We start from the raw sequence: 19,380 nt of genomic DNA on the forward strand, positions 1-19,380 counted from the left end.
CTGTCATGACTTCGTTCATCATGTCCGACGAACCCAAGGTCGTCCGGTCTGCGTTCAGCAAGCACGACGAGCCGGGCACCACGGTGGCCGGGCTGGTCATCGGTCAGGAGATGACCACCCAGCGCGACCCGAAGACCGGCAAGCAGAAACTGCGTCAGGGCCAGCCGATCCCGCAACTCGAGGTCGTCATCCTCACCAGCTGGCAGACCGACCCCGACGACGACGGCGCCCGAAAGCTGTTCGTGCGCGGCAACCTTCAGCAGGCCATCAAGAAAGCCATCATCGACGCAGGCGATGACGACCTGCGCACCGGCGCCCGGCTCACCATCACCTTCACCGGCACCGGGCAGGCGTTCAACGCCGACTACGCCCCGCCCAAGCTCTACCGGGCGAAGTACGAGCCACCCAACGATGCGTCGCTCGCCGAGGTCGACGCCTACCTGAACCAGGACGACGACTAGCTCACCTGAGCAACACCTGAACAGACGAAAAGGTCCCTGCCGAGTCCCAATCGGCAGGGGCCTTTTTCGTGTGTCCAGGCGGTGGCGTACCGCCCGCACCTGACTATCTTCGCCCATCCCTTCCTCGTATAGGCCATCTCTGCGCCGACGTGACGGTTGCTCAAGGGTGGCCGAAGGCCATCGGCGAAGCCGACCGGAGCGCAGCGCAGGCCCTTGAACAGCCGCCACGTCGGTCAGATAATCGACGGCCGAGGAAGGGACCCACCCGATGATCACAACCCGTACCGGATTCCGATCTTGTGCCTGTTCGGGGTGCGAAAAACGTGAGAAAACGCGAGCACACGGATGTGACAAGGAGTCACAACTTTTCTCACCTTCCACCCACCCCTGCCTGCCCCCTCTGACCTGCTAGGACGGCGCAAGCGCCGTCGATTTTCTCTCCCCTCCCCAGTCCCACATCTCATACCCACTTCGTGGGACGGGCATGAGATGTGGGACTGGGGAGGGGAGAGAAAATCAAGATCAATCAAGTAGGTCAGAGGGGGCAGGCAGGGGTGGGTGGAAAAGAAAAAAGACAAAAGACTCTGGTTGCGTTGGGTGCGTATCGGCAGGTTCGCGAGTTAGTTGCGTGAGAGACGTTTCGACACCGGTGGTGTCGCTTCCAGCGGGTCAAGTCAGGCGTACAGGTGGCGGTCTACTGATTCGCGGCATGGTAGGTGTAGGTGTATCGAAGCGTGCCGCGTTGTGCGCATGGCGCGACGACGCCGAACGTCGTCGTCCGCGAGCTGACGCTCGCGCAGTCCGGCGCGCAGGTCCTGTCTGTTCCCTCCGATATGGCCTGATCTGGGGCTATCACACCGGAACCTGGCCCGCCTCGTTGATCACGGGCCGCGCGTCATGCATTCAGGGGCGGGCCAGAACCGCGGAGTGATCGGAGACGCCCCAGGCCATACCGGAGGGAACAGACAGGACAGACCAGCTCGCGCGCCATGGACCGGAATCCGCAGCCTGACGGCCGCGGAAGAACGCGGAAGAACATCGCCTCGGCGGCGGGCCAGGCCACCCAGAGGGACAGGGGCAGTCGGGCAGCGGCGACATAGGTCTATCGGGCCCTGCCAATCACCGCCCGCGCTCCGGCCTGCGCCCCGTCGGGCTATGAGTTGTCCATGTATTCCGCGTACTTGGCTAGGCCGATTTCCATCGCCGTGTTGGACGACGGCGCTGGATCCTTGTGACTGGGCACGATCCCAGCGATGGGCAGTGCGAATGTCGTTGTCGCCGTTGCTTTTCTTCTTCTTTGACTGGTGGGCATCGGCTTGCGAACGTAGCGGCGCCGTGGTCGAGGTGAACCCTCGGCGTGCCCGCCTGGGTCGTACTCATCGAGGGGGTCAATAGCAAAGCTCGGATCTGGTTGAGACTCGCGTTCTTTGACCATCTTTCCCCACCGGTCGCAAGCGCCTTGCCTGGTGATTCCGCACGCCTCCCCGATCTGTTCCCATGTTGCACCGGCCGCGCGCGCGGCAGCTACGACGTGCTCATGCTCGACCTTCGCCTCTCGCCGGATCCGCAACTTGGTCAGCTCCCACAGAGTAAGCAGATCCCCAGTTACCGGGGTGTCGCCGATCGGCGCTTCCGCGCCGACGAGTTCGGCGGCGTCGTTAATGAGCTTGGTTGCCCACTCGTCGCAGATGTTGCGGATCTCAGCGTTCAGCCAATTCGCCGCGGCCGCGATTCCATGCTCGTCTACCTGGAGCCCGGAGGCGGCTCCGGGCTTGCTGGCTCGAGGTGTCATGGCTAGCCACTGAATCAGCCCCGAAGGGCACTGTCAAGTAATCAAGTACATAGATCGATGGTATTTATGCAGGAAGAACGTAAAACGTTCGTACGTCTGCAAGTACAGTGTGACGATGCTCACCAGATCGTCATGTGTCCTTCATCACATGACTCATGGGTAACTTGAACCGTGTTTCTGTCGGCAATGCTGGTGGTCAATGATGTGACCAGCAGGTTCGTCTATCTGGTCGACAGACCAGTCGGTTCTGCGTGAAAGTGCCTGCGCCTCAGCGTGTTATCGGCCCGTGATCATCGGGAGATATGCGGCTACAGTGCATCACGTGCAGCGGGTCGCTGATCGGTCGCGGCAGCCCCGGAACGAGTCGTGCCCCGTCCTCTGGCAAGGACGGAGCACGATACTCGGCGGCCTGCTGCATTGCATTCGGTAAACGCTGTCTTACAACAAGGAGCCACCATTGGCGACCATAACTGCTGGCATGCGCACGGGCAATCGGGCGGACGCTTTAGTGCCCGGATACGTCCGTGACGAAACCTGCGGCCAGCACCGTGCTGATGCAACGTCCTGCGTTTCGTCGTCGGCGACCGTCGGCGTCGACATCCAAGCCCGTTTGGGCGATAACCACGCAACTTTCGTGCTGACCATCTGCCTCGGCGTCGCAGTTGCGATCATCGTCGGACTCATCGCCGGCATAATCGTCCGCTTCGACGGCGCCACGATGGCCAAGGCGATCATGAAGGGGGCTTACGCTGCCGCCGTCGCGGCGACCCTCGCCACCGGGGTCATTACTTTGCTCTCGCTGATGTCCTAGGAGGGGTTGCTGGAGGTAACCGACGCGTACGTTGGTTACCTCTGCTGCTGGCGAACACATCGGAATCGCGGGCCGCGTGCATGACGACGCCGGGCCGCCGTAGCAAGTCGATCACGACCGTCAGCGGACGGTTTGACCTCGTACGCGCAAGGTCGTGTGGACAGCCGCGGACAACTGAACCGCCCCGGGAACCTGGTCGGCAGACGGACCGTCGAATCCTGCATGGACGAGCAGCTTGAGAAGGCCGGCGCGTACCCGAATGCTACGGCGCAGCGGTGGGCGGAGGCCCGACTCCGGATCACACTGGCAGCAACCTACGGCCACCCGAGCGTGCGGCGCCGTGCGCGGCGCCGGTGGAACCAGGGCAGCCGGTAGCAGCGGAGAAGCCTGTCGAGGCGAATGCGTTTTCTCGAGGAAGAACATGAGAGAAAGAAGGGGACAGATTGCGCCGATATTCCAGCTAGACCGACCTTTTCGGTTGAATGTGACCCGGCTGCTATGAGTGCCGGTTCCGAGTGTCGCGGGGAGACAGTGCGCGTCCCGGGACCCACTGCCTCGTTTCGATCCGGCCCTCACCCGCGCGGCTGTGAATGGCGAACCACACCAGCCCAATCCATGACCCATCGCAGCACTCGGCCCAGGCGTACAGCAGGCCCGGAACGACACCCGTCGTGTCAAGGCCCGCTTTGCGAACCCGCATCGACACCGCGTCCGCACGGAACGCGCCGTCTGAACCGATCGCCTTGTTCAAATCCACGAGCACCGGCCGCGGGGGATCCACGACACGGCGCAACGGTGCCGAGAACGCATCATCCCAGTACTCGAACATATGTGCGATACTCTCACGAAGATAGTAAGTCGCTCGGAGAGGTGGCGAAATGGACATCGGTGACCAGGTCCTACTGGTGGTTGGCGGGCAATCGGTATTCGAGATCCTCGAAATCGACGGCGACAACGCGCTCGTCCAGTCCATCGAGGTCGACGTGCCGGGCCGCTACCCGTTCACCGCCCGTCTGGCCGAGCTCGTAGCCGCCGACCCCATGTAGCTGGGAAGGGCGTCGACATGGCCCGGTTTCGTCTCGAACGACACACCCACATCCTCGGATTCGGCACCCTAACCACCAGTCTGGCGTTCGAGGATCTCGCAGAGTTGATCGAAACGGCTCGGATGTGGGCACTGGCCGCGGCCGTACCTGTTCACGTCCGGATTCTCGATCGTTCCGTCGAGCTGCATGCCGTCGAGGGCGCCGGGGTTGCGCTGGTCGACGCCATTGACCGCTGGGACATTAACCGGACGCCGCCGTGTGCCGAATGCGGCGAGCTGCAGCATGTCGCCCAGATGACAGGGCGTTCGATCTGGTACTGCCACAGCTGTAATCGGCGCACCGAGGCCGCATAGCCGCCGAAGTCGAGAGGTCTTCGCTGGGGCGGGTGCGGCATCGTCTTCGGTCCTCTGTTGGTTGCAGTGGGCGGGTTTGTGGTGGCGACGCCGCGGTTGTATCACGCCGAAGGGGACCTAGATCGCCTTGTGCGCAGCCACGAGCGCTGGCCGAAGGAGATTCACGACACGGTTAGTGGGGCCGAGATCCTCGCCCAGGTCACGATTTCGGGCGTGGCAACCGGGGTTTTGCCTGCGAGCCTGCTTACGCTTGTTTCGTGGTCAAGGATCCTGTGCGAGGTCTTCGGACGATGTTTCCCGGGTTCTACCCGCCCTCCGGTGATGACCTCGCGAGGTTTGTGTCCACCGGACTTGTGATACTGGATGCGAATGCCCTGCTGGACATGTACCGGTTCACGAACACGGCTCGCGCAGAATACCTTGCAGCGTTACGGCTGCTGAACGGCCGTTTGTGGATTCCTCATCAGGCGGCTAACGAGTTTCTTGCACGCCGGGCGTCCGTGATCCGGAGTCGTCATAGTGACAGGACTGATTTCGACACGGTGTTTGCCGAGGCCATCAATGATGTGACTGGCGTCATCGCCGATTACGCGCGTCGGCGCGGACTCGGCATAGATGAGGCGCAGACCATTGTCGAAGTTATTGAACAAGCACAACAGGACGTGCAAGACAAGCTTGACGAAGCGGCTGACTCAAGCGTGGCACTAGACCCTGATGGCCCGCTTGAGTCCGACGAAATCCTGGCTCAGGTCGAAGAGTTGATAGAGGGCAAGATCGGGCCAGCGCCTACGCACGACGAGTTGTCCAGCCGACAAAAGGAATGGGGGCGACGCCTTGGAGGTCAGGTGCCGCCTGGTTATAAAGACGCCAACAAGAAAGACAATGCCATCGGCGACTTTCTGGTATGGCATCAGTCCATGGAAGAGGCAAAGCGGCGCAAACTGCCGGTTTTGATGGTCAGCAACGAGAAAAAGGATGACTGGGTCCGGCGCGATGGGAAATATACGGGGCCGCGCCACGAGCTGGTTAAAGAGATGCGAGAGAATTCAAGTCAGGACTTTCATCTTGTCGATGTGCAAGCCTTCCTGCAACTCGCAAGTCGGCACCTTTCTGCTGAAGTCAGCAAAACGACCGTTGATGAAGCATCGTGGCTGGGAGACGTTGCTGTCCCTGATACTGCCCGGTTTGAAACCTTCAGGCAACGAACGTTGGACATTCCAACATTCACTATCGGACAACATCTTCAGGGAATCCTCCAGAATAGCCAGCCGTTCACTTTCGGACAGGATTACGGGCGGCTGTTCCGGAACAACCCGGTGTTCAATATCGGTCAGGATTACGACCGGATCTTCCGGAATAGCCCAATATTCACCAGTTTCGGGCGCGCGTTCCAACAGGGGTTCGGCCTCCCAGTACTTTCAGTCACTCCTCGCCAAGGAGTGAGTAGTAAGTCGGGAAATCAGGTACCCAAGTTGAGCGCCGAGTCGGCATCGAATGAACAGGTGCCGGCGAAGAAGGTGCCGGCGAAGAAGGTGCCGGCGAAGAAGGTGCCCGCGAAGAAGGCGCCCGCGAAGAAGGCGCCCGCGAAGAAGGCGCCCGGTCGTAGCGGGCCGAGTTGACCCCTGCTATGTCGGTGCGCCGATAATGGTTTGCAGGCCGCAGCCAGGCGCTGGGGACCAAGATCATCGAAGATGCAACCGAACAGCTATGTATTACTGAGTATTGCTCGCTGCCGAGCAGCATTTGCGCTGGTCAGTACAGCGTCGACGCTCTTTGATCTCATAATCCATTGGTCGTGGGTTCGAGCCCCACCCGCCCCACAAACCCCTGCTGAGCAGCTCGGACGGGCGGGGTCCCCGGCCCTGAACAGGGCCAGGTCGCTATTTACTCTCTAGATTCACCGAGAAGCGCGAAAACGTCGAAGCGGGCGCGTGCATCTGAACCCTGGTGTGTGCGCTGGACGTAGTACCGCCGGGCGACTTGCTCGGTGTTGCCCAGCTGCGCGGCCGCGATGCCGATGTCGGACTGTCCACTCGGCGTCTTCGGCGAGTTGGATACCGACGGTCTTGCGCGCCGTATGCGGGTTCTGGGGTCTGTGATAGCGCCGCCTATTTCACGTGCGTTCGGCGCAGCTTGTCAGCACAATTTGACGCTGTGATAACGGACAGCAAGTGGGGATTGCCTAACGACCTGGTACTGGCGATTGGGGCAGTAGCAGTGGCGAGCGGGGACCTCGAACACGTGCTACGCCGTCTCGTCACGAATGAACTCGACGTGAATCCGGGCCAGCATGCTTGGTTGCTGTTTGAAGGACAATCTATGGACTGGCTCATCAACAACGCGAAGATCCTCGTCGGCAACGAGATTCAGCTGCATCTCAGCGAATCGGACCAGTATCTGCGTGAGCTTCTCGGCAAGGCTGAGCAGCTGAAGATTCTGCGTAACACGGTGATTCATGGTCGGTGGTCGCAGGAATGTAGCTGGCCAGCTGAAGACGATGCACACATGTGTTCACCCCTGTCAGCTAGGACGTTCGACGAGCCGGACGCCGTCTACCACGTGGAACGCAGCCGCTACCGCCGGTACGCCCGGGAACAGGCGTGGGCCTTATCCGAAGTTGAGGGACTGGCTGTTCAGATCATGGATTTGGTCGACGACCTGCGCTGGTTTTTGGTCGGCCTGTGATGGCGGAGATGGAGAATGTCATCTGGTCTCGCCGCCACCGCGCGGCTGCTGACCGCACATCCCAGAACCCCCTATGGCGACGAAGTACTCGACGAGTCCTTGCGTCATGAACAGTACGTACGGCTTCAGTGCTGGCCTGCAGAACCCGCTGGCGAGGTACTGATCAAGGGATGGGACCCACGCGCCTGATTGCCCTGAACCCCGCGATCGAGAATCAGCTCTGACGCCCCGTTCGCGGGGTCGCCCCGGGGATACACTGCCATGCCGCTGGCAGGCGCTCATCGGAGCCTGCCAGGCAGGTGCGGTCGGTATTCGTGAACACCGCCCTCTGCCGACTGCGAGTGCCGTCGAGGTTCGGCGGATAGCCGCCGTCAGAGATGGCGGGCAAATCACTCAGCTCGCCCGCGCACACTGTTGGTCTGCGCCCGGATGTGCGAGTCTCACAGACTATTTCAGTCCTAACCTGGCCCTCGCATTCGGCACATTACGGCACGCGGTTCATGACGCCACAGCGCCCGAAGGGCTCGAGTCGGGTCAGCCTCGGCAACTCGTCGTTCCGTGGCCTGTGGCCCAATGGGTTTGGGATCCCCTCGTGTTTGGGTCACCGTTGTCACGCTTCGGCGTTAGGGCGGCTACAGATACCAAGTTCTCACTATGGGCTAGGTGGCGAATAGAAGGCTAACCAGCAGTTCGTGATTCGGTCCTCAGGCTGAAATGCACTGTCCCATAGCGATTAGTCGAGCTTAAAGCTCATGCAGGCGCCGTGCGCTGAATGTTACAAACTGATAACGTCCACTCCCGTTCAGTGATGCCCCACCGGGCAGTTAATTTGCGGCGACCTCACGAACGGTCGCCGCGTCACAGGAAGTGGTATGACCCCCAACCTCTCTCGCTCCTGGCGTGAACAACGCCTCGGTGCCCGAGTGCTGGCGCTCACCGGCGCTGTGCTCTCGACTCTCGCTCTCACGGTTACCGTCGCTGCCGAACCGCCGACCACGACACCTCCCACTCCGTCCATAACCACAACACCACCCGCCCCTGCCCCCGCGGACACGGACGACACGGAAACGGACGACGACGACCCTCCCGCGGAGTCGACCACAACAACGGCGACCCCCGCGCCGAGCACGACCGACCCGGTTGTCGAGCCCAGTCGGACACCCGCGCCGGAACCGGCGCCGAATCCTGTTCACCCCGAACCGAATCCCGCACCCGCGCCATCGGCACCGTCGGAAACCCCGAAGGCCAAGCCCGATGAATGGAAGCCGACGGAGAATCCGAACGCGACGATCGTGCCGGGGAAGATGCGATCGGACCGCGAAGAGATCCCCGAAGGATTCACCAAGGCCGACGCCGACAAGGCCGAGACCATGGAAGCCGCCCTCAACACCCGCAGCCTGCGGGTCGCGCCGGGATGCCAGGTGTACTGGCCCGCTCCATACGAAGTGTGCGGTGCGATCCGCGACAAATACAACTCACTCGGTGGCCCCAATGGCTTTCTGCTGCATCCCAAGACCAACGAGCTGACCAACCCCGACGGTCGCGGGAAGCGCACCGAATTCGTCAACGGTCCCATCTACTGGTCCGCCCCAGGCGGCGCGCACCCGGTGGTCAACCACTTCCTGGCCGCGTGGGCACGGCACCGCTACGAGGCCGGCTACATCGGCTATCCCACCACCGACGAAATCGTCAACCCCGACGGTATCGGCCGCCGTCAGGAGTTCCAGGGCGCTGCGATCTACTGGCGGCTCAACGAGGCCTACTCGATCGGCGGGGCCATCCGCGACAAATGGAACAGCGCCGGAGCCGAGCGCGGACCGCTGGGGTATCCGAACACCGACGAACTGCCCGCCAAGAAGAACGACGGCCGCTACAACAACTTCGAGAACGGAACCATCACCTGGTCAGGACCGACTGGAACCCGATTGGTGTTCGGCGCGTTCCGTGACCGGTGGGCCAAAGCGGGTCGCGAGGACGGCGAACTGGGGTATCCCACGAGAGACGAGGATGTCACCCCCAACAAGCTCGGTCACTACGCCCTGTTCGAGGGCGGTTCGATCTATCAGAAGGATGGCGGCCCAGGGCCTTTCGTTGTCAAGGGCGCGATTCGGGACGACTGGGGGTCGTTCGGGTGGGAAGGGGGCAGGTTCGGCTTCCCGACGAGCGAGGAATACGACCTGGATAAAGGCAAGGCTCAGGATTACGAGGGCGGCATCCTGGTGTGGAACATCGGTGAGCAGCCATCGGACTTCGACCCGCCGACCGGCAAATGCCCGGACTCGGTGTGCGTTAACCCGCCTGCTGGGATACGCAGTGGCGAAGCTGAGCCTCGTCTGGCAGTACAGCCAGAGGAACGTGGCGTCCCGACCTGCGCGGAAGTTCGTGCCATGCCCGCGGATCCGGGGCGGGAGCTGCTCTGCGTGGAGATTCCGTCGGATGAACGCCAGTTGCGTGATCGGCCGACGTATCCAAAGGATTCCGCAGTGCAGCAGGTGTGCTATGACAAGCAGCCTCTCCCGCACACCGAGCGGTTGTATTCATGCTTTGTCACCAGAGTCACCTACCTCATCAACGCGCCAGGCGACCCCAAGCCGAACGGCGGCGTGGCATTGACCTTCGAAATGGAGTCCAGGACTCAGTGGAACACAAAGGAGTTCACACTTCGGAACCACCTCATCGTCGAAGACACCTGGGGAACGATGAAGTACGCGAAAGTCAAGGCTACCCCTATTTGCCATGCCATCGGGAAGGGGTGTGACATCAAGGGTAAGAAGATGGACTTGTCGGAAATGGAACCCGGCAAGAGGTTCTTCTTCGAGTACAAGGCCGAGCCGGACAAAATCGAGCAGGGCGACATACTCGCGGTTGACCAGCTGGGGGCAGACTTCAGCTTCGCGCCGTCGCCGTCGTACACGTGGAAAGAGGTGGTGCACACCCAAAAGGCACTGTTGTCTACGATGCGATGCGATAACGACATGTCAGCGAACAAGCCGGGATGCATCTACCCAGAGATAGCTCCGGTGCTGTCCTATAGCAACCCGGCCAAGAATGCCGAGCTTGCGGGGCATATCGCGGCTGCGCAAAACTCCGGTGTCGTGGGTCGCCCCGGCGGCGTGCCGCTGCACAAGGGAACCAAAGAGCTGGAAACTGAACACCGGGACAACGCATGTAAGAAGAACCCGCGGGTGCCCGCGCCAGTGCCGCGCGGCACGAGCTGTGACGAGTACCCGTTCGCGTCGTCGGCCGAAGGTGCGAAAGCGGACGGCCGGGAACGGACTTTCAACGGATGCCAGCTGCCGGACGTCGCGATCGGACCCACAGGGCCGGGTTACAGCATCTGCTTTATCAATGCGGGTCACAACAGTAGCGGAGGGGCCGACGTGCGCTGGTTCTACCACTGGAACAGAGTCTTGAAGGACGATCGGTTCTTCGTCGAGGCACTCAACGGACACCTGCCAGCACCGTGAGCCCAGCCGCCATCAATCGGACTCAGTAAGAATCGAGGGTGCTGCGTGGTGTCCGACACCACGCAGCACCCCTGCCAAACTAGGCACACAAGAAAGGGATCAGCGATGGTGCAGTGGTCAGCCGCACTCCAGCACAGGGATTCAGCGGCAGTCCTGCGCGGGGAAGCCGACACACCGGAGCAGGCGGCTCGCGAGCTCGTCGACGCGGCCAGGAGATACCTGCGCGGAAGAACCGAACACTACGGCGAGATGACGGCCGTCTACTTCGACACAATCTACGAACTCGAAATTTTTGGTATCACGGACTTCTCTGTGCCCACTGATGCGATCGTCGAACAGATCCTTACCGCGCTACCGAACGCCAGAAACATTCTTCAACCATCAGGCGAGAACAGCCCCACCCCGGCCACCTCCAGAGCCCGGTTCGACATCCACGCTGGTCCTGGAGGCCTCAGCGGACAACTCGACCGCATCACCACCTGGACCCAAACCCACCTCGGTCGCGCCGCGTTCCTGCCTGCAGCCGACCCATCTGACATCGCAGCGGCACAACAATATTCGGGAAACCGATGGCCACAGGACCTGTTGGACCTATTCTCCCGCATCAACGGCTCGGAACTGCCGATCCTGCCCGAACACGATCTACTATCGCTGGATCGCAGCAACGATATCCGACAGCTCTGGCTCGACATCACGACCGACCTACGCCAACGCCACCCTGAAATGGCCGCCGACTTCGATCCAGAAGTGTTGGGCGCTATGCCTGCCGGTACGCCGGCCGGAATCTACCTACCTCAATTCGTACCGATCGCCGACCGCGACGGCGCCACATTGGTTGTCGACACCCGCCCCGGAGACCTGCACGGCTGCATCACCGAATACACCGCCGAAGGCAGCGACGACGACGGACCACTATGGACCTCACTCGCCGCCATGCTCACCAACCTCGCCGACAGCCTCGAGACAGGCACCGAATTCCTCCGGGATCGACCATCCGCCGTCGCAGGCGAATTGATCTGGGAACAAGCGCGATAGGTCAGTCTGCAATGGTCGGCTTGGCCAGTCTGAATCTCGCGGGGTGCCCACAAACCCCGCTGAGCCTCGAGGCCAGGTGGAGAAACCTAGCTTCGAACCGGCCGGGTCGCTGGTCGATTCCGCCAAAACTCTTGCAGAACGGCATATCCCGGCTCCGGCACTCCTCGAGTACGAAGATTGCCTGCACGCGGATGGCGACCTTTCAGGACTTCTCCCACCACTGCTTCACGCCCTCCATGGCGACGTAGCTGTCGAAGTCCGCCTCGCCGATCTCCAGGGCGCCCGCCATCAATCCGACCATGCGGCGGGGCAGGACGGTGTGGCGGCCCGGAGCGTCTCTCAGGTCGACGGCGAGCAGGGGTCGGTCGGGCTGGGTGAAGGTTCTGGCGTCGGCGAGCAGTGTCGTCGGGGCGTGTCCCGGTACCAGCGCCGGGGTGTGACCAGGCAGCAGGCCCTTGAATGCTCGGTGATCGATGGTCAACGCAGTCAGCGGAGAGAACTGCGTGTCCGTCTCGTCGAAGTTCGTGTCTGCGCCGACCCAACCCTGGTCGTCGACACCGCCCAGCTCGTCGAGCAGAGTGTGCCAGCCTTCATCGGTGCCGAAGAAGGTGCGAACGAGCAGTACGCCATCGGTGGAGGGCAGTTTCGGGAAGGGAACGCGTCGTGGTGCTGTCGGCAACGCCGGGAAGGCCGGTCTGCCGCCGTTTCCCTGATAGGTTCCGTGCACGTCGATCTCGCTCACCAGATGGTCGAAGGTGAGTGTGCCGCTCAGCAGGGTGGACAGGATTTCGCCGAGCCGGTCCAGGGGTACCCGGACGCCGCGCCCTGGTATCACCGCCAGATCCACCAGCAACGGCGCGGTGCCGTAGGCCGCCGCGGAGTCACCCACGATGATGAACGGTGGGCTCGATGTCCGCGGCAAGCGGGCCGGGAAGTGTCCGCCGCGCACGGAATCCCACATCCAGTCCTCGATCAGGCGCAGCCGCACCCCGCTGTCCCCGACGATGAGCACATCGCCTTCCCTGCGGCCGGTGATCCCGTCGAGCAGATCACCCCAGTGTGCGGTGTCGTCGTCGTAGGACGTACAGACCAACAGCACTTCACCGGGATGAGGCTGGGGGAGTTTGGGATACGACATGACTCTCCTCTTACATACCCGCCGGTCCGCTTGTTCGGACCGTTGGGCTCATCTACTGCTGCACCCCAGCGCGTTACCTCGCACACCTAATTTTTCGATCATTGCGCTGCTCACGATCTTGACTGGTCGGCCTGTAAGTAACAGCCCGCCGGTGATGCGTGCGACGGGTCATCGGGTGTCGGTGGCGATCACCGCGAGGGCAATGGCGTGCGTGGGCGACCTCGAGACGCAAACTCCTTAGCCAACGATCGCGGTATTGGCTAACTTCAGCTGCATGACCTATCCACATCGAGATTCGATGTCGCGAGTAGCGCAGCTGGCGAACGTCGTGCACGAAAGTTGGATGCAGGATTGGCCTATCGAGGTCGCCGATCCAGAACGGCTCGATGAGTTCGTCGATCTGCTGAATGCGAACAAGGGGGATTGGGAGCTGAGCTTCTGGCTGCTGGATCTGGTTCTCGAGTCGGCCAACGACGATCTGCCGGAAAAGACCGAGACGCTGGTCGAGACTTTGGTTGCGGTCTGGGAGGCCACCGAAGCACCAGGAATTGCAGAGCGGCTCGAGTACTGGGCGTGCCTGGGCGCATCCGATCCTGAGGAGATGTTTTACGTGAGTCCGCTGGTGCGGGAAGTGCGTCGGCGAATCGGGCACGAGACTCGCTGAGGCGAAATCCGGGACTGGCCCTGACGACGGCGGAGGCGTTGGGGCCAGGCATACCGATGAGTGGTGTGGCGCGCAAGGCACTATCGGCGTCCGGTGTTCTCCGGACCGGAATTTCGATCCATAGGTACTGACCTGCCGCTTCCCGGGTGAGCGACAGATCCGGCTTGGTGCCACTTCTGTTCTTCAGGTGATGATTGCGACGCCATCCACGAGGCAACGGAGCTGGTGGTCGAGGCGCCGCAGGTGGAGGGGATCAGCGGCGTCTCCAGCTTTCAGAGCCGTTGTGTGGGAGCCGATTTCGCGGGCTCCGTCGGCATGGCTTCGAGGGTGGCGAGATAGGTTGTCGCGGCATCGGTTTCGGCCGCGCCGATACTGCGGTACATGTCGATGGCGTTGCGGAGGTGGGTGATGGCGGTGGCGGTGTCGTCGAGGGCGGCGTGGCAGCGGGCGATGCCGTCCACGGCGCGGGCCTGCTCGAGTCGGCTGCCGATGTCGCAGGCCAGGGTCAACGCGGCGGTGAACATTGTCAACGCCGCATCCGAATTGCCCGACATCAAGAGCACTTTCGCGGTGTTGGTGAGTGCCTCGGTCTCCTTGAGGCGGTAGCCGATCTCCCGGAACATGTCGAGAGCTTGCCGGGAGAGGTCGGTAGCCTGCTCGTAGTCGCCGGTTTCCCGGCAGACGGCGCCCAGGTTGGCCAGTGCCTCGGCCTCACCGAGGCGAAACCCGACCTCCTGGTACAAGGTCAGGGCCTGCCTGGCCAGACTTGCCGCCTGCTCGTGGTCGGCGATTTCCCGATGTAATGTCGCGAGATGGTTGAGGCTGGTGGCTTCGCCCATGCGGTGCCCGATTTCGTGGAACAGCGACACCGCCCGCAGCAACGAGCCTGCGGCCTGTTTGTAGTCTCCGGTCGCGCACTGCACGGTGCCGAGCAAGCTGAGCGTGCCTGCGGTGCCGAGACGGTAGCCGATCTCTCGGAACAGGATCAGCGCTTGGCGGAACAGGTCCACGGCCTGCCTGTAGTCTCCGACGTCGCGATGGATGGTGCCGAGTCTGACCAAGGTGTCGGCTTCGCCGCGAGTGTGGCCGATCTCTCGGTACCGGGCGTTGGCCTGCCGGAGTAGGTCGGCGGACTGCGCATATTCACCGGAGTATCGGTGTAAGCCGCCGAGTTTGGCCAAGGTGTCGGCTTCGCCGAGGGTGTAGCCGGTCTCTCGGAACAGGACGAGGGCCTGCCGGAACATGTCCGCGGATTGCTCGAACTTCCCTGCCGCCCAATAGACGATGCTGAGGTTGTAGAGAGCATCGGCGCGGCCGAGCCGGTCGCCGAGCCGGTCCGCGGCTTCGGCGGCGCGTTGGTGTAGTCGCAGGGTCGATGACCAGGGCCCATCGCGTTCCATCAACGCCGAAAGCACTGCGGTCAGCCTGACCATCCGCGCCGGATCGTGGTCTGCGGTGTACTCGACGCAGGCGAAAAGGTTGGCTCGCTCGGCACGCATCCACGCCAGGGCGTGCCTCTCGTCGTCGAATTCCGGCACCAGTGCGTCGGTTACGTGGGCGGTGCGGGTTTCGTCGCCGGGGTGTCCCCTCGGGATCAGCGATCGGTTCGCGGCAGCGGCGGTATGCCAGTAGTAGTCCAGTAATCGCCGCACCGGCTCGGCGCCATCGTCAGGCGCCGCGGCGGCTAGGGCGCACGCGTATTCGCGGACCAAATCGTGGAGGCAGTAGCGGCCGAATTTCGTCTCCTCGACGAGATGGTCGGTGTAGAGAGCGTCGAGTTCGGATCGGGCCTCGGGGAGCGAGATGCCGTTCAACGCGGCGACGGCGTAGGCATCGAAATCTGGGCCGGGATGCAGACCCAGCCTGCGGAACACTCGCTGCCGTTCAAGTGGCAGGCCTTCGTACGAGGCGGTGAACGCGGCACGAACTGCGCGCTGACCTGCGTCGAGTTCAGCGAGCCGATCCTGGGCGGCGGTGAACTCCTCGGCTAAGCCGGTGAGCGTCCAGGCCGGACGATGGGCGAGCCGACCGGCAAGCAGCACGATCGCCAGCGGCAGATACCCACATGAGTGGACGATCGAGGCGACGGCCGCGCGGTCGTCCCCGTGCGGGTTTCGTTGCGCCAATCGGCAGAACAGGTCGATGGCACTTTCGGGATCGAGGACGTCGAGTGGTAGCGGGTGGGCGCTGTCCAAGGCGACGAGTCTGCGGCGGCTGGTGATCAACGTGAGGCATTCGGGTCCGGCAGGGAGCAACGGTTCGATTTGATGGTGATCTCGGGCGTCATCGAGGACTAGTAGCACTTGCTTGGTGGCGAGGCGATCGCGCCAGAGGTCACGCCGTGCGTCGAGGGAGTCCGGAATGTGCCCGGATGCGATGCCGAGTCCAGTGAGCAGTGTGAAGAGCACGTCGGCGGGATCCGCGGGCACCTGTCCTGGCGTGTGCGAATTCAATTCGACGAAGAACCTGCCGTCGGGAAACCGGTCGGACAGCAGATGCGCCGCCCGGATGACGAGAGCGGTTTTCCCGACACCGGGCATGCCGTCGACGGTGTGGATGGACACCACCCGATTCGGCTGCGCTGCATCCAGGATTCGCTGCACCTCGGCTGCACGTCCGATGAATGTCGGGATATCGCGGCGCAATGAGGTCACCACTGTCGGGCGGACCGGCTGGGCGATTGCCGTCTTCCACAAGCGCCGCCAGGCCGACCGGTTCGACAGGTCCGACGGAACGGGCGCAGATGTTTGTCTGGCCAGCGCAATCAAGGTCACCAGCACCGGATCCAACGATTCGAATCGGGAGGGCACATTGCGACCTGTCCGCCAGTCGCTGATGCGCTGCATCAATGAACGGTGGCTCTGTACCGGTGTGCGGGCGGCCTTCATCCGTGTCTCGGTTGCTACCGCGACCCGCTGCAGCGTGGGATTGCCTGCGGCTTCCCAGAGTTCCGCGAACCTGCTCACGAAGAGGGCTCGTGGTGAAGGGGCGTCGCCGCCGCCCTCATACCGATCGGTCTCACTCTTCTCGCCGCGCATGCCCACACGATATTAGCTTCGCTACCAGCCGCTACTGGCGTAGGGCGATCCGCTTGTGGTGGCGGGCGGCATCTTGGACCGGCGGCAGACCTGGGTATGACGGTCTCATATTTCTTTAATGCGGGCGGGTCATGGTGGCCGACATGCATAGGTCAGGTTCAGAAGATGGCTACTTGGTGTCGCGAGTCGGCACGCCGGTGCGCACGACGCGATCGGGAAACGGTCGGGAGTTGTCGCGGAATCGTGTTGTGGCGCGAGGGTTTCGGGGGCTGGTTGTTGGGGTGGTCGCTGCGCTGGTCGGGGTTGGAGTGGTGGGCTGTAGTGGGGGAGAGGCGGCCCCGGCATCGGCTCGGTCGCAGGACCGGGCGGTGAACTATCTGTACACGTCCATCGGGGAATTCGATACTGCCGCTAAGCCGCTGCTCGACCGGCCCGATATCGACGGGGTGCAGGTCGTGGTGCCGTGGGCGATGATGGAGCGGGAAAAGGATCGGTATGACTTCTCGGCCGTCGACGAAGTATTGGGGCAGGTCGAGCCGCTGGGGAAGAAGGTGTTCATCCAGATCCAGGACCGGTTCTTCGAGCCGCCGGCACGGCTGCCGAAGTATGTGCTGACCGATCCGGAGTACGCGGGCGGGGTCGCCGTGCAGACCAATGACAACGGGCCGAACCCCGGCCCGCCCGGCTCCGTCGCGATGCAGTGGAACACCAACGTGCAGCAGCGGTTTCAGCAGCTGCTGAAGGCGTTGGCGGGTCGGTTCGACGGTCGGGTTGCCGGCGTCAACCTCCCGGAGACCGCGATCGACATCGATATCGACGCGGAACAGCGCAAGTCCGGCTTCACCTGTGACGCGTACTTCAACGCCGAGATGGCGAACATGGCCTACGCCAAGAGCGTTTTCAGAACCAGCGCCGTCGTGCAGTACATCAACTTCTGGCCGTGTGATTGGAACAACGAAAACGGTTATATGGAACGCTCATTCGCGTTCGCCAAGGATCACGGTGTCGGGGTCGGCGGGCCGGACCTGGTCCCGAATAACAAGGCGCACATGGAGAACGGGTACCGGTTCTTCCATCAGTACCGAGGGCAGCTGAGGCCGGTGGCAGTGGCTGTCCAGGAGCCCGACTTCGACTACACCAACCCGCTCACCGGAAAGCCGTACACAAAGCAAGATTTCGTCGATTTCGCCAACGACTATCTGGGCGCGAACATCATCTTCTGGGCTACCTCGGCACCGTGGCTCCACCAGGGTGGCGACAAGTAGCGCAACGGGCGATCTGCCGATGTCTTCAGAACTGGTTAGAGCTCTATGAGGAACCCCGTGCCCAGGCAAAATCCGGCAAATAATTGGTTATCTTTGGTCATGCTGAAGAACTCGCGATCGTTTCTCCTAGCCGTAGCGGCGCTGGTGCTGGCCGGCGCGGTGGCCTTCTCGCTCGCGCGTCCCACCGCGCAGGCCGACCCGGTAGCTCCGCTTGTGGTGGCAGGCGACCTGAGCTTCGAAGGCGGGCCGCCGCCGGATCGGGCGATCATCACGGTCCGCCTCGACGACGTCAGCATGGCCGATGCCCCATCGATCGAGCTGGCGCGACAGGAATTGTCCGGCAAGGACCTGGCCCGCTTCCGGCTGCGCGTCGACCGCGCGCGCATCGAATCGCATCGAACCCTAGCGGTCTCCGCATCCGTCGAGGTCGACGGAAAACTGCGCTGGATCACCGACACCAGGCACACGGTGCCCACGGAAGGCCCTGTCCCCGAACAACACCTGCCCCTCATCGCCGTCCCCTGACCGGACAGGCTATCCGTCCGAGTCCAGGCGGTTCGCAGAGGTTCGGTGCCATTCAGAGGCTCTGGGTTCTGTGAACCGTGTGGAAGGTCTGTGGGTTCCGGATGCCAGTGGCCGAGTCGACGGTGGGGCGGCCGATTTCGGCGGCGCGGGCTAGGCGGGTCAGCCATGTCGGCGTGCCGAGTTCGCGCCAGGTCCACCGGACGACTAGCCAACCGAGTGCGCGGAGCGCGTCCTCGCGCGCCTTTTCGAGGATGACGACGTCCTCCGGGGACTGCCCGCTGCGTAGGCGACCGCGGTACTTCACGAGCCCGTCGAATTCGCCGATGACTCCCAGTTCGGGGAACAGGAAGTCGACTCTGGCAACGAACTTTTGATCGGGTGTGACAACACAGGCCTGGAGTTCCGGCGTAGGAAAACGGGCGGTGTGCAGGCCGACTCGGCTGCGCGACTCACGGGGACTCTCTGCGCGACCATCAACGAAATCGACCACTCGTCGCGCCGCCGGCGTGCCGGGCCCCGAGCAACGCGCGAGCTGTTCGGTCAGTTGTGCCCGGGTGGTCTTGCCGAGCCGAAGCGCGCTGTCGCCCACAACGACGGCTTGTTCGAACGGCAGCGATCTCGCCAGGTCGATAACGGTGCGTGCCACGGTGGTGACTCGGTGATCTCCGACCCGCACCACCTCATCGGGCGCGATCTGCATCGAATGCACCGTCAGTTGGGAGTTTGCGCGGGCACCGGTTGAACGATTGCGGATCAGATGCACCCGCGCCAACGATGTGGCCCAGAGGTCGAGATCGTGCGCCACGGCCGCCGACACGTGACTGATGACCGCGTCCGGGCTGGATGCCTGCGCAACCGCGTCGACCCGTAGCAGATGTTGTTGGCCCGCAGTCAGATCCGCATTACCTCCGGATTCGACGTAGTAGCCGCGTCGAACCCGCTGCCATCCTCCGCCATGCAACTCCCGGTCGGTATACCCGTCCGCGAGTGCACGCCATCGCGCCGTCACTCTCATGCGGCCGATCCTCGACCCGAACCTCACCTACCACCACCCCCACCGAGCTCAATGTGCATAACCCGCGTTTGGGGATAACTGGGCT

At 62.7% G+C, this 19,380-nt stretch carries 15 protein-coding genes; 11 read left to right on the plus strand and 4 right to left on the minus strand.

From position 1 onward, the window contains the following. The first annotated feature begins 5 nt into the window (after nt 1–5). Complete coding sequence (locus NA11_RS39710) at nt 6–461, plus strand: hypothetical protein (protein ID WP_069167262.1); 456 nt, start codon at nt 6–8, stop codon at nt 459–461. A gap of 1,153 nt (nt 462–1,614) precedes the next feature. Here NA11_RS39710 and NA11_RS39715 read toward each other — a convergent pair. Continuing rightward, complete coding sequence (locus tag NA11_RS39715; protein WP_069167263.1) at nt 1,615–2,253, minus strand: hypothetical protein; 639 nt, start codon at nt 2,251–2,253, stop codon at nt 1,615–1,617. Nucleotides 2,254–2,731: 478 nt separating this feature from the next. Between NA11_RS39715 and NA11_RS39720 the strand changes: the two genes are divergently transcribed. The 7 genes from NA11_RS39720 (at nt 2,732) to NA11_RS44435 (ending at nt 11,650) form a co-directional block, all read left to right on the plus strand. Then, the gene (locus tag NA11_RS39720; protein ID WP_069167264.1) at nt 2,732–3,064 is read left to right on the plus strand and encodes a hypothetical protein; all 333 of its coding nucleotides are present in this window, start codon (nt 2,732–2,734) and stop codon (nt 3,062–3,064) included. Between the two features lie 878 nt (nt 3,065–3,942). Next, entirely contained in the window at nt 3,943–4,110 is a 168-nt protein-coding gene (locus NA11_RS46050) for a hypothetical protein (protein ID WP_167837836.1), read from the plus strand. Between the two features lie 17 nt (nt 4,111–4,127). Beyond that, nucleotides 4,128–4,463 carry a hypothetical protein gene (locus tag NA11_RS39735; protein ID WP_069167266.1) on the plus strand — a complete coding sequence of 112 codons (336 nt, stop codon included), beginning with the start codon at nt 4,128–4,130 and terminating at the stop codon, nt 4,461–4,463. 257 nt (nt 4,464–4,720) lie between these two features. Continuing rightward, nucleotides 4,721–6,082 carry a PIN-like domain-containing protein gene (locus tag NA11_RS46055; RefSeq protein ID WP_167837837.1) on the plus strand — a complete coding sequence of 454 codons (1,362 nt, stop codon included), beginning with the start codon at nt 4,721–4,723 and terminating at the stop codon, nt 6,080–6,082. A gap of 700 nt (nt 6,083–6,782) precedes the next feature. Beyond that, nucleotides 6,783–7,148, plus strand: a complete 366-nt coding sequence (locus NA11_RS39745) for a hypothetical protein (RefSeq protein WP_141718118.1) — start codon at nt 6,783–6,785, stop codon at nt 7,146–7,148. Nucleotides 7,149–8,452: 1,304 nt separating this feature from the next. Then, entirely contained in the window at nt 8,453–10,615 is a 2,163-nt protein-coding gene (locus NA11_RS39750) for a NucA/NucB deoxyribonuclease domain-containing protein (protein ID WP_141718119.1), read from the plus strand. A 249-nt stretch (nt 10,616–10,864) separates the two neighbouring features. Continuing rightward, nucleotides 10,865–11,650: an SMI1/KNR4 family protein gene (locus NA11_RS44435; RefSeq protein ID WP_141718120.1), complete on the plus strand. Its 786-nt coding sequence runs from the start codon at nt 10,865–10,867 to the stop codon at nt 11,648–11,650. 202 nt (nt 11,651–11,852) lie between these two features. Here the strand turns inward: NA11_RS44435 and NA11_RS39760 are convergent, their stop codons facing one another. Next, a complete protein-coding gene (locus NA11_RS39760; RefSeq protein WP_069167270.1) occupies nt 11,853–12,788 on the minus strand; it encodes a DUF6924 domain-containing protein in 936 nt (311 codons plus the stop codon). A 274-nt stretch (nt 12,789–13,062) separates the two neighbouring features. Here NA11_RS39760 and NA11_RS39765 point away from each other — a divergent pair, with 274 nt between their 5' ends. Then, on the plus strand, nt 13,063–13,452 hold the full coding sequence (locus NA11_RS39765; protein WP_069167271.1) for a hypothetical protein: 390 nt from the start codon (nt 13,063–13,065) through the stop codon (nt 13,450–13,452). A 272-nt stretch (nt 13,453–13,724) separates the two neighbouring features. Here NA11_RS39765 and NA11_RS39770 read toward each other — a convergent pair whose 3' ends face one another. Continuing rightward, the gene (locus NA11_RS39770; protein WP_069167272.1) at nt 13,725–16,490 is read right to left on the minus strand and encodes an ATP-binding protein; all 2,766 of its coding nucleotides are present in this window, start codon (nt 16,488–16,490) and stop codon (nt 13,725–13,727) included. 368 nt (nt 16,491–16,858) lie between these two features. Between NA11_RS39770 and NA11_RS39775 the strand changes: the two genes are divergently transcribed. Both NA11_RS39775 and NA11_RS39780 read left to right on the plus strand, forming a co-directional pair. Continuing rightward, nucleotides 16,859–17,755: a hypothetical protein gene (locus NA11_RS39775; protein ID WP_218023472.1), complete on the plus strand. Its 897-nt coding sequence runs from the start codon at nt 16,859–16,861 to the stop codon at nt 17,753–17,755. A 99-nt stretch (nt 17,756–17,854) separates the two neighbouring features. Next, the gene (locus NA11_RS39780; RefSeq protein ID WP_167837838.1) at nt 17,855–18,280 is read left to right on the plus strand and encodes a YbaY family lipoprotein; all 426 of its coding nucleotides are present in this window, start codon (nt 17,855–17,857) and stop codon (nt 18,278–18,280) included. Nucleotides 18,281–18,332: 52 nt separating this feature from the next. Here the strand turns inward: NA11_RS39780 and NA11_RS39785 are convergent, their stop codons facing one another. Further along, nucleotides 18,333–19,295 (minus strand): hypothetical protein, encoded by a 963-nt coding sequence (locus NA11_RS39785; protein ID WP_141718121.1) that lies wholly within the window; start codon nt 19,293–19,295, stop codon nt 18,333–18,335. Nucleotides 19,296–19,380 lie beyond the last annotated feature (85 nt).

This window comes from Nocardia altamirensis NBRC 108246 (assembly GCF_001612685.1).
Classification (GTDB): Bacteria; Actinomycetota; Actinomycetes; order Mycobacteriales; family Mycobacteriaceae; genus Nocardia; species Nocardia altamirensis.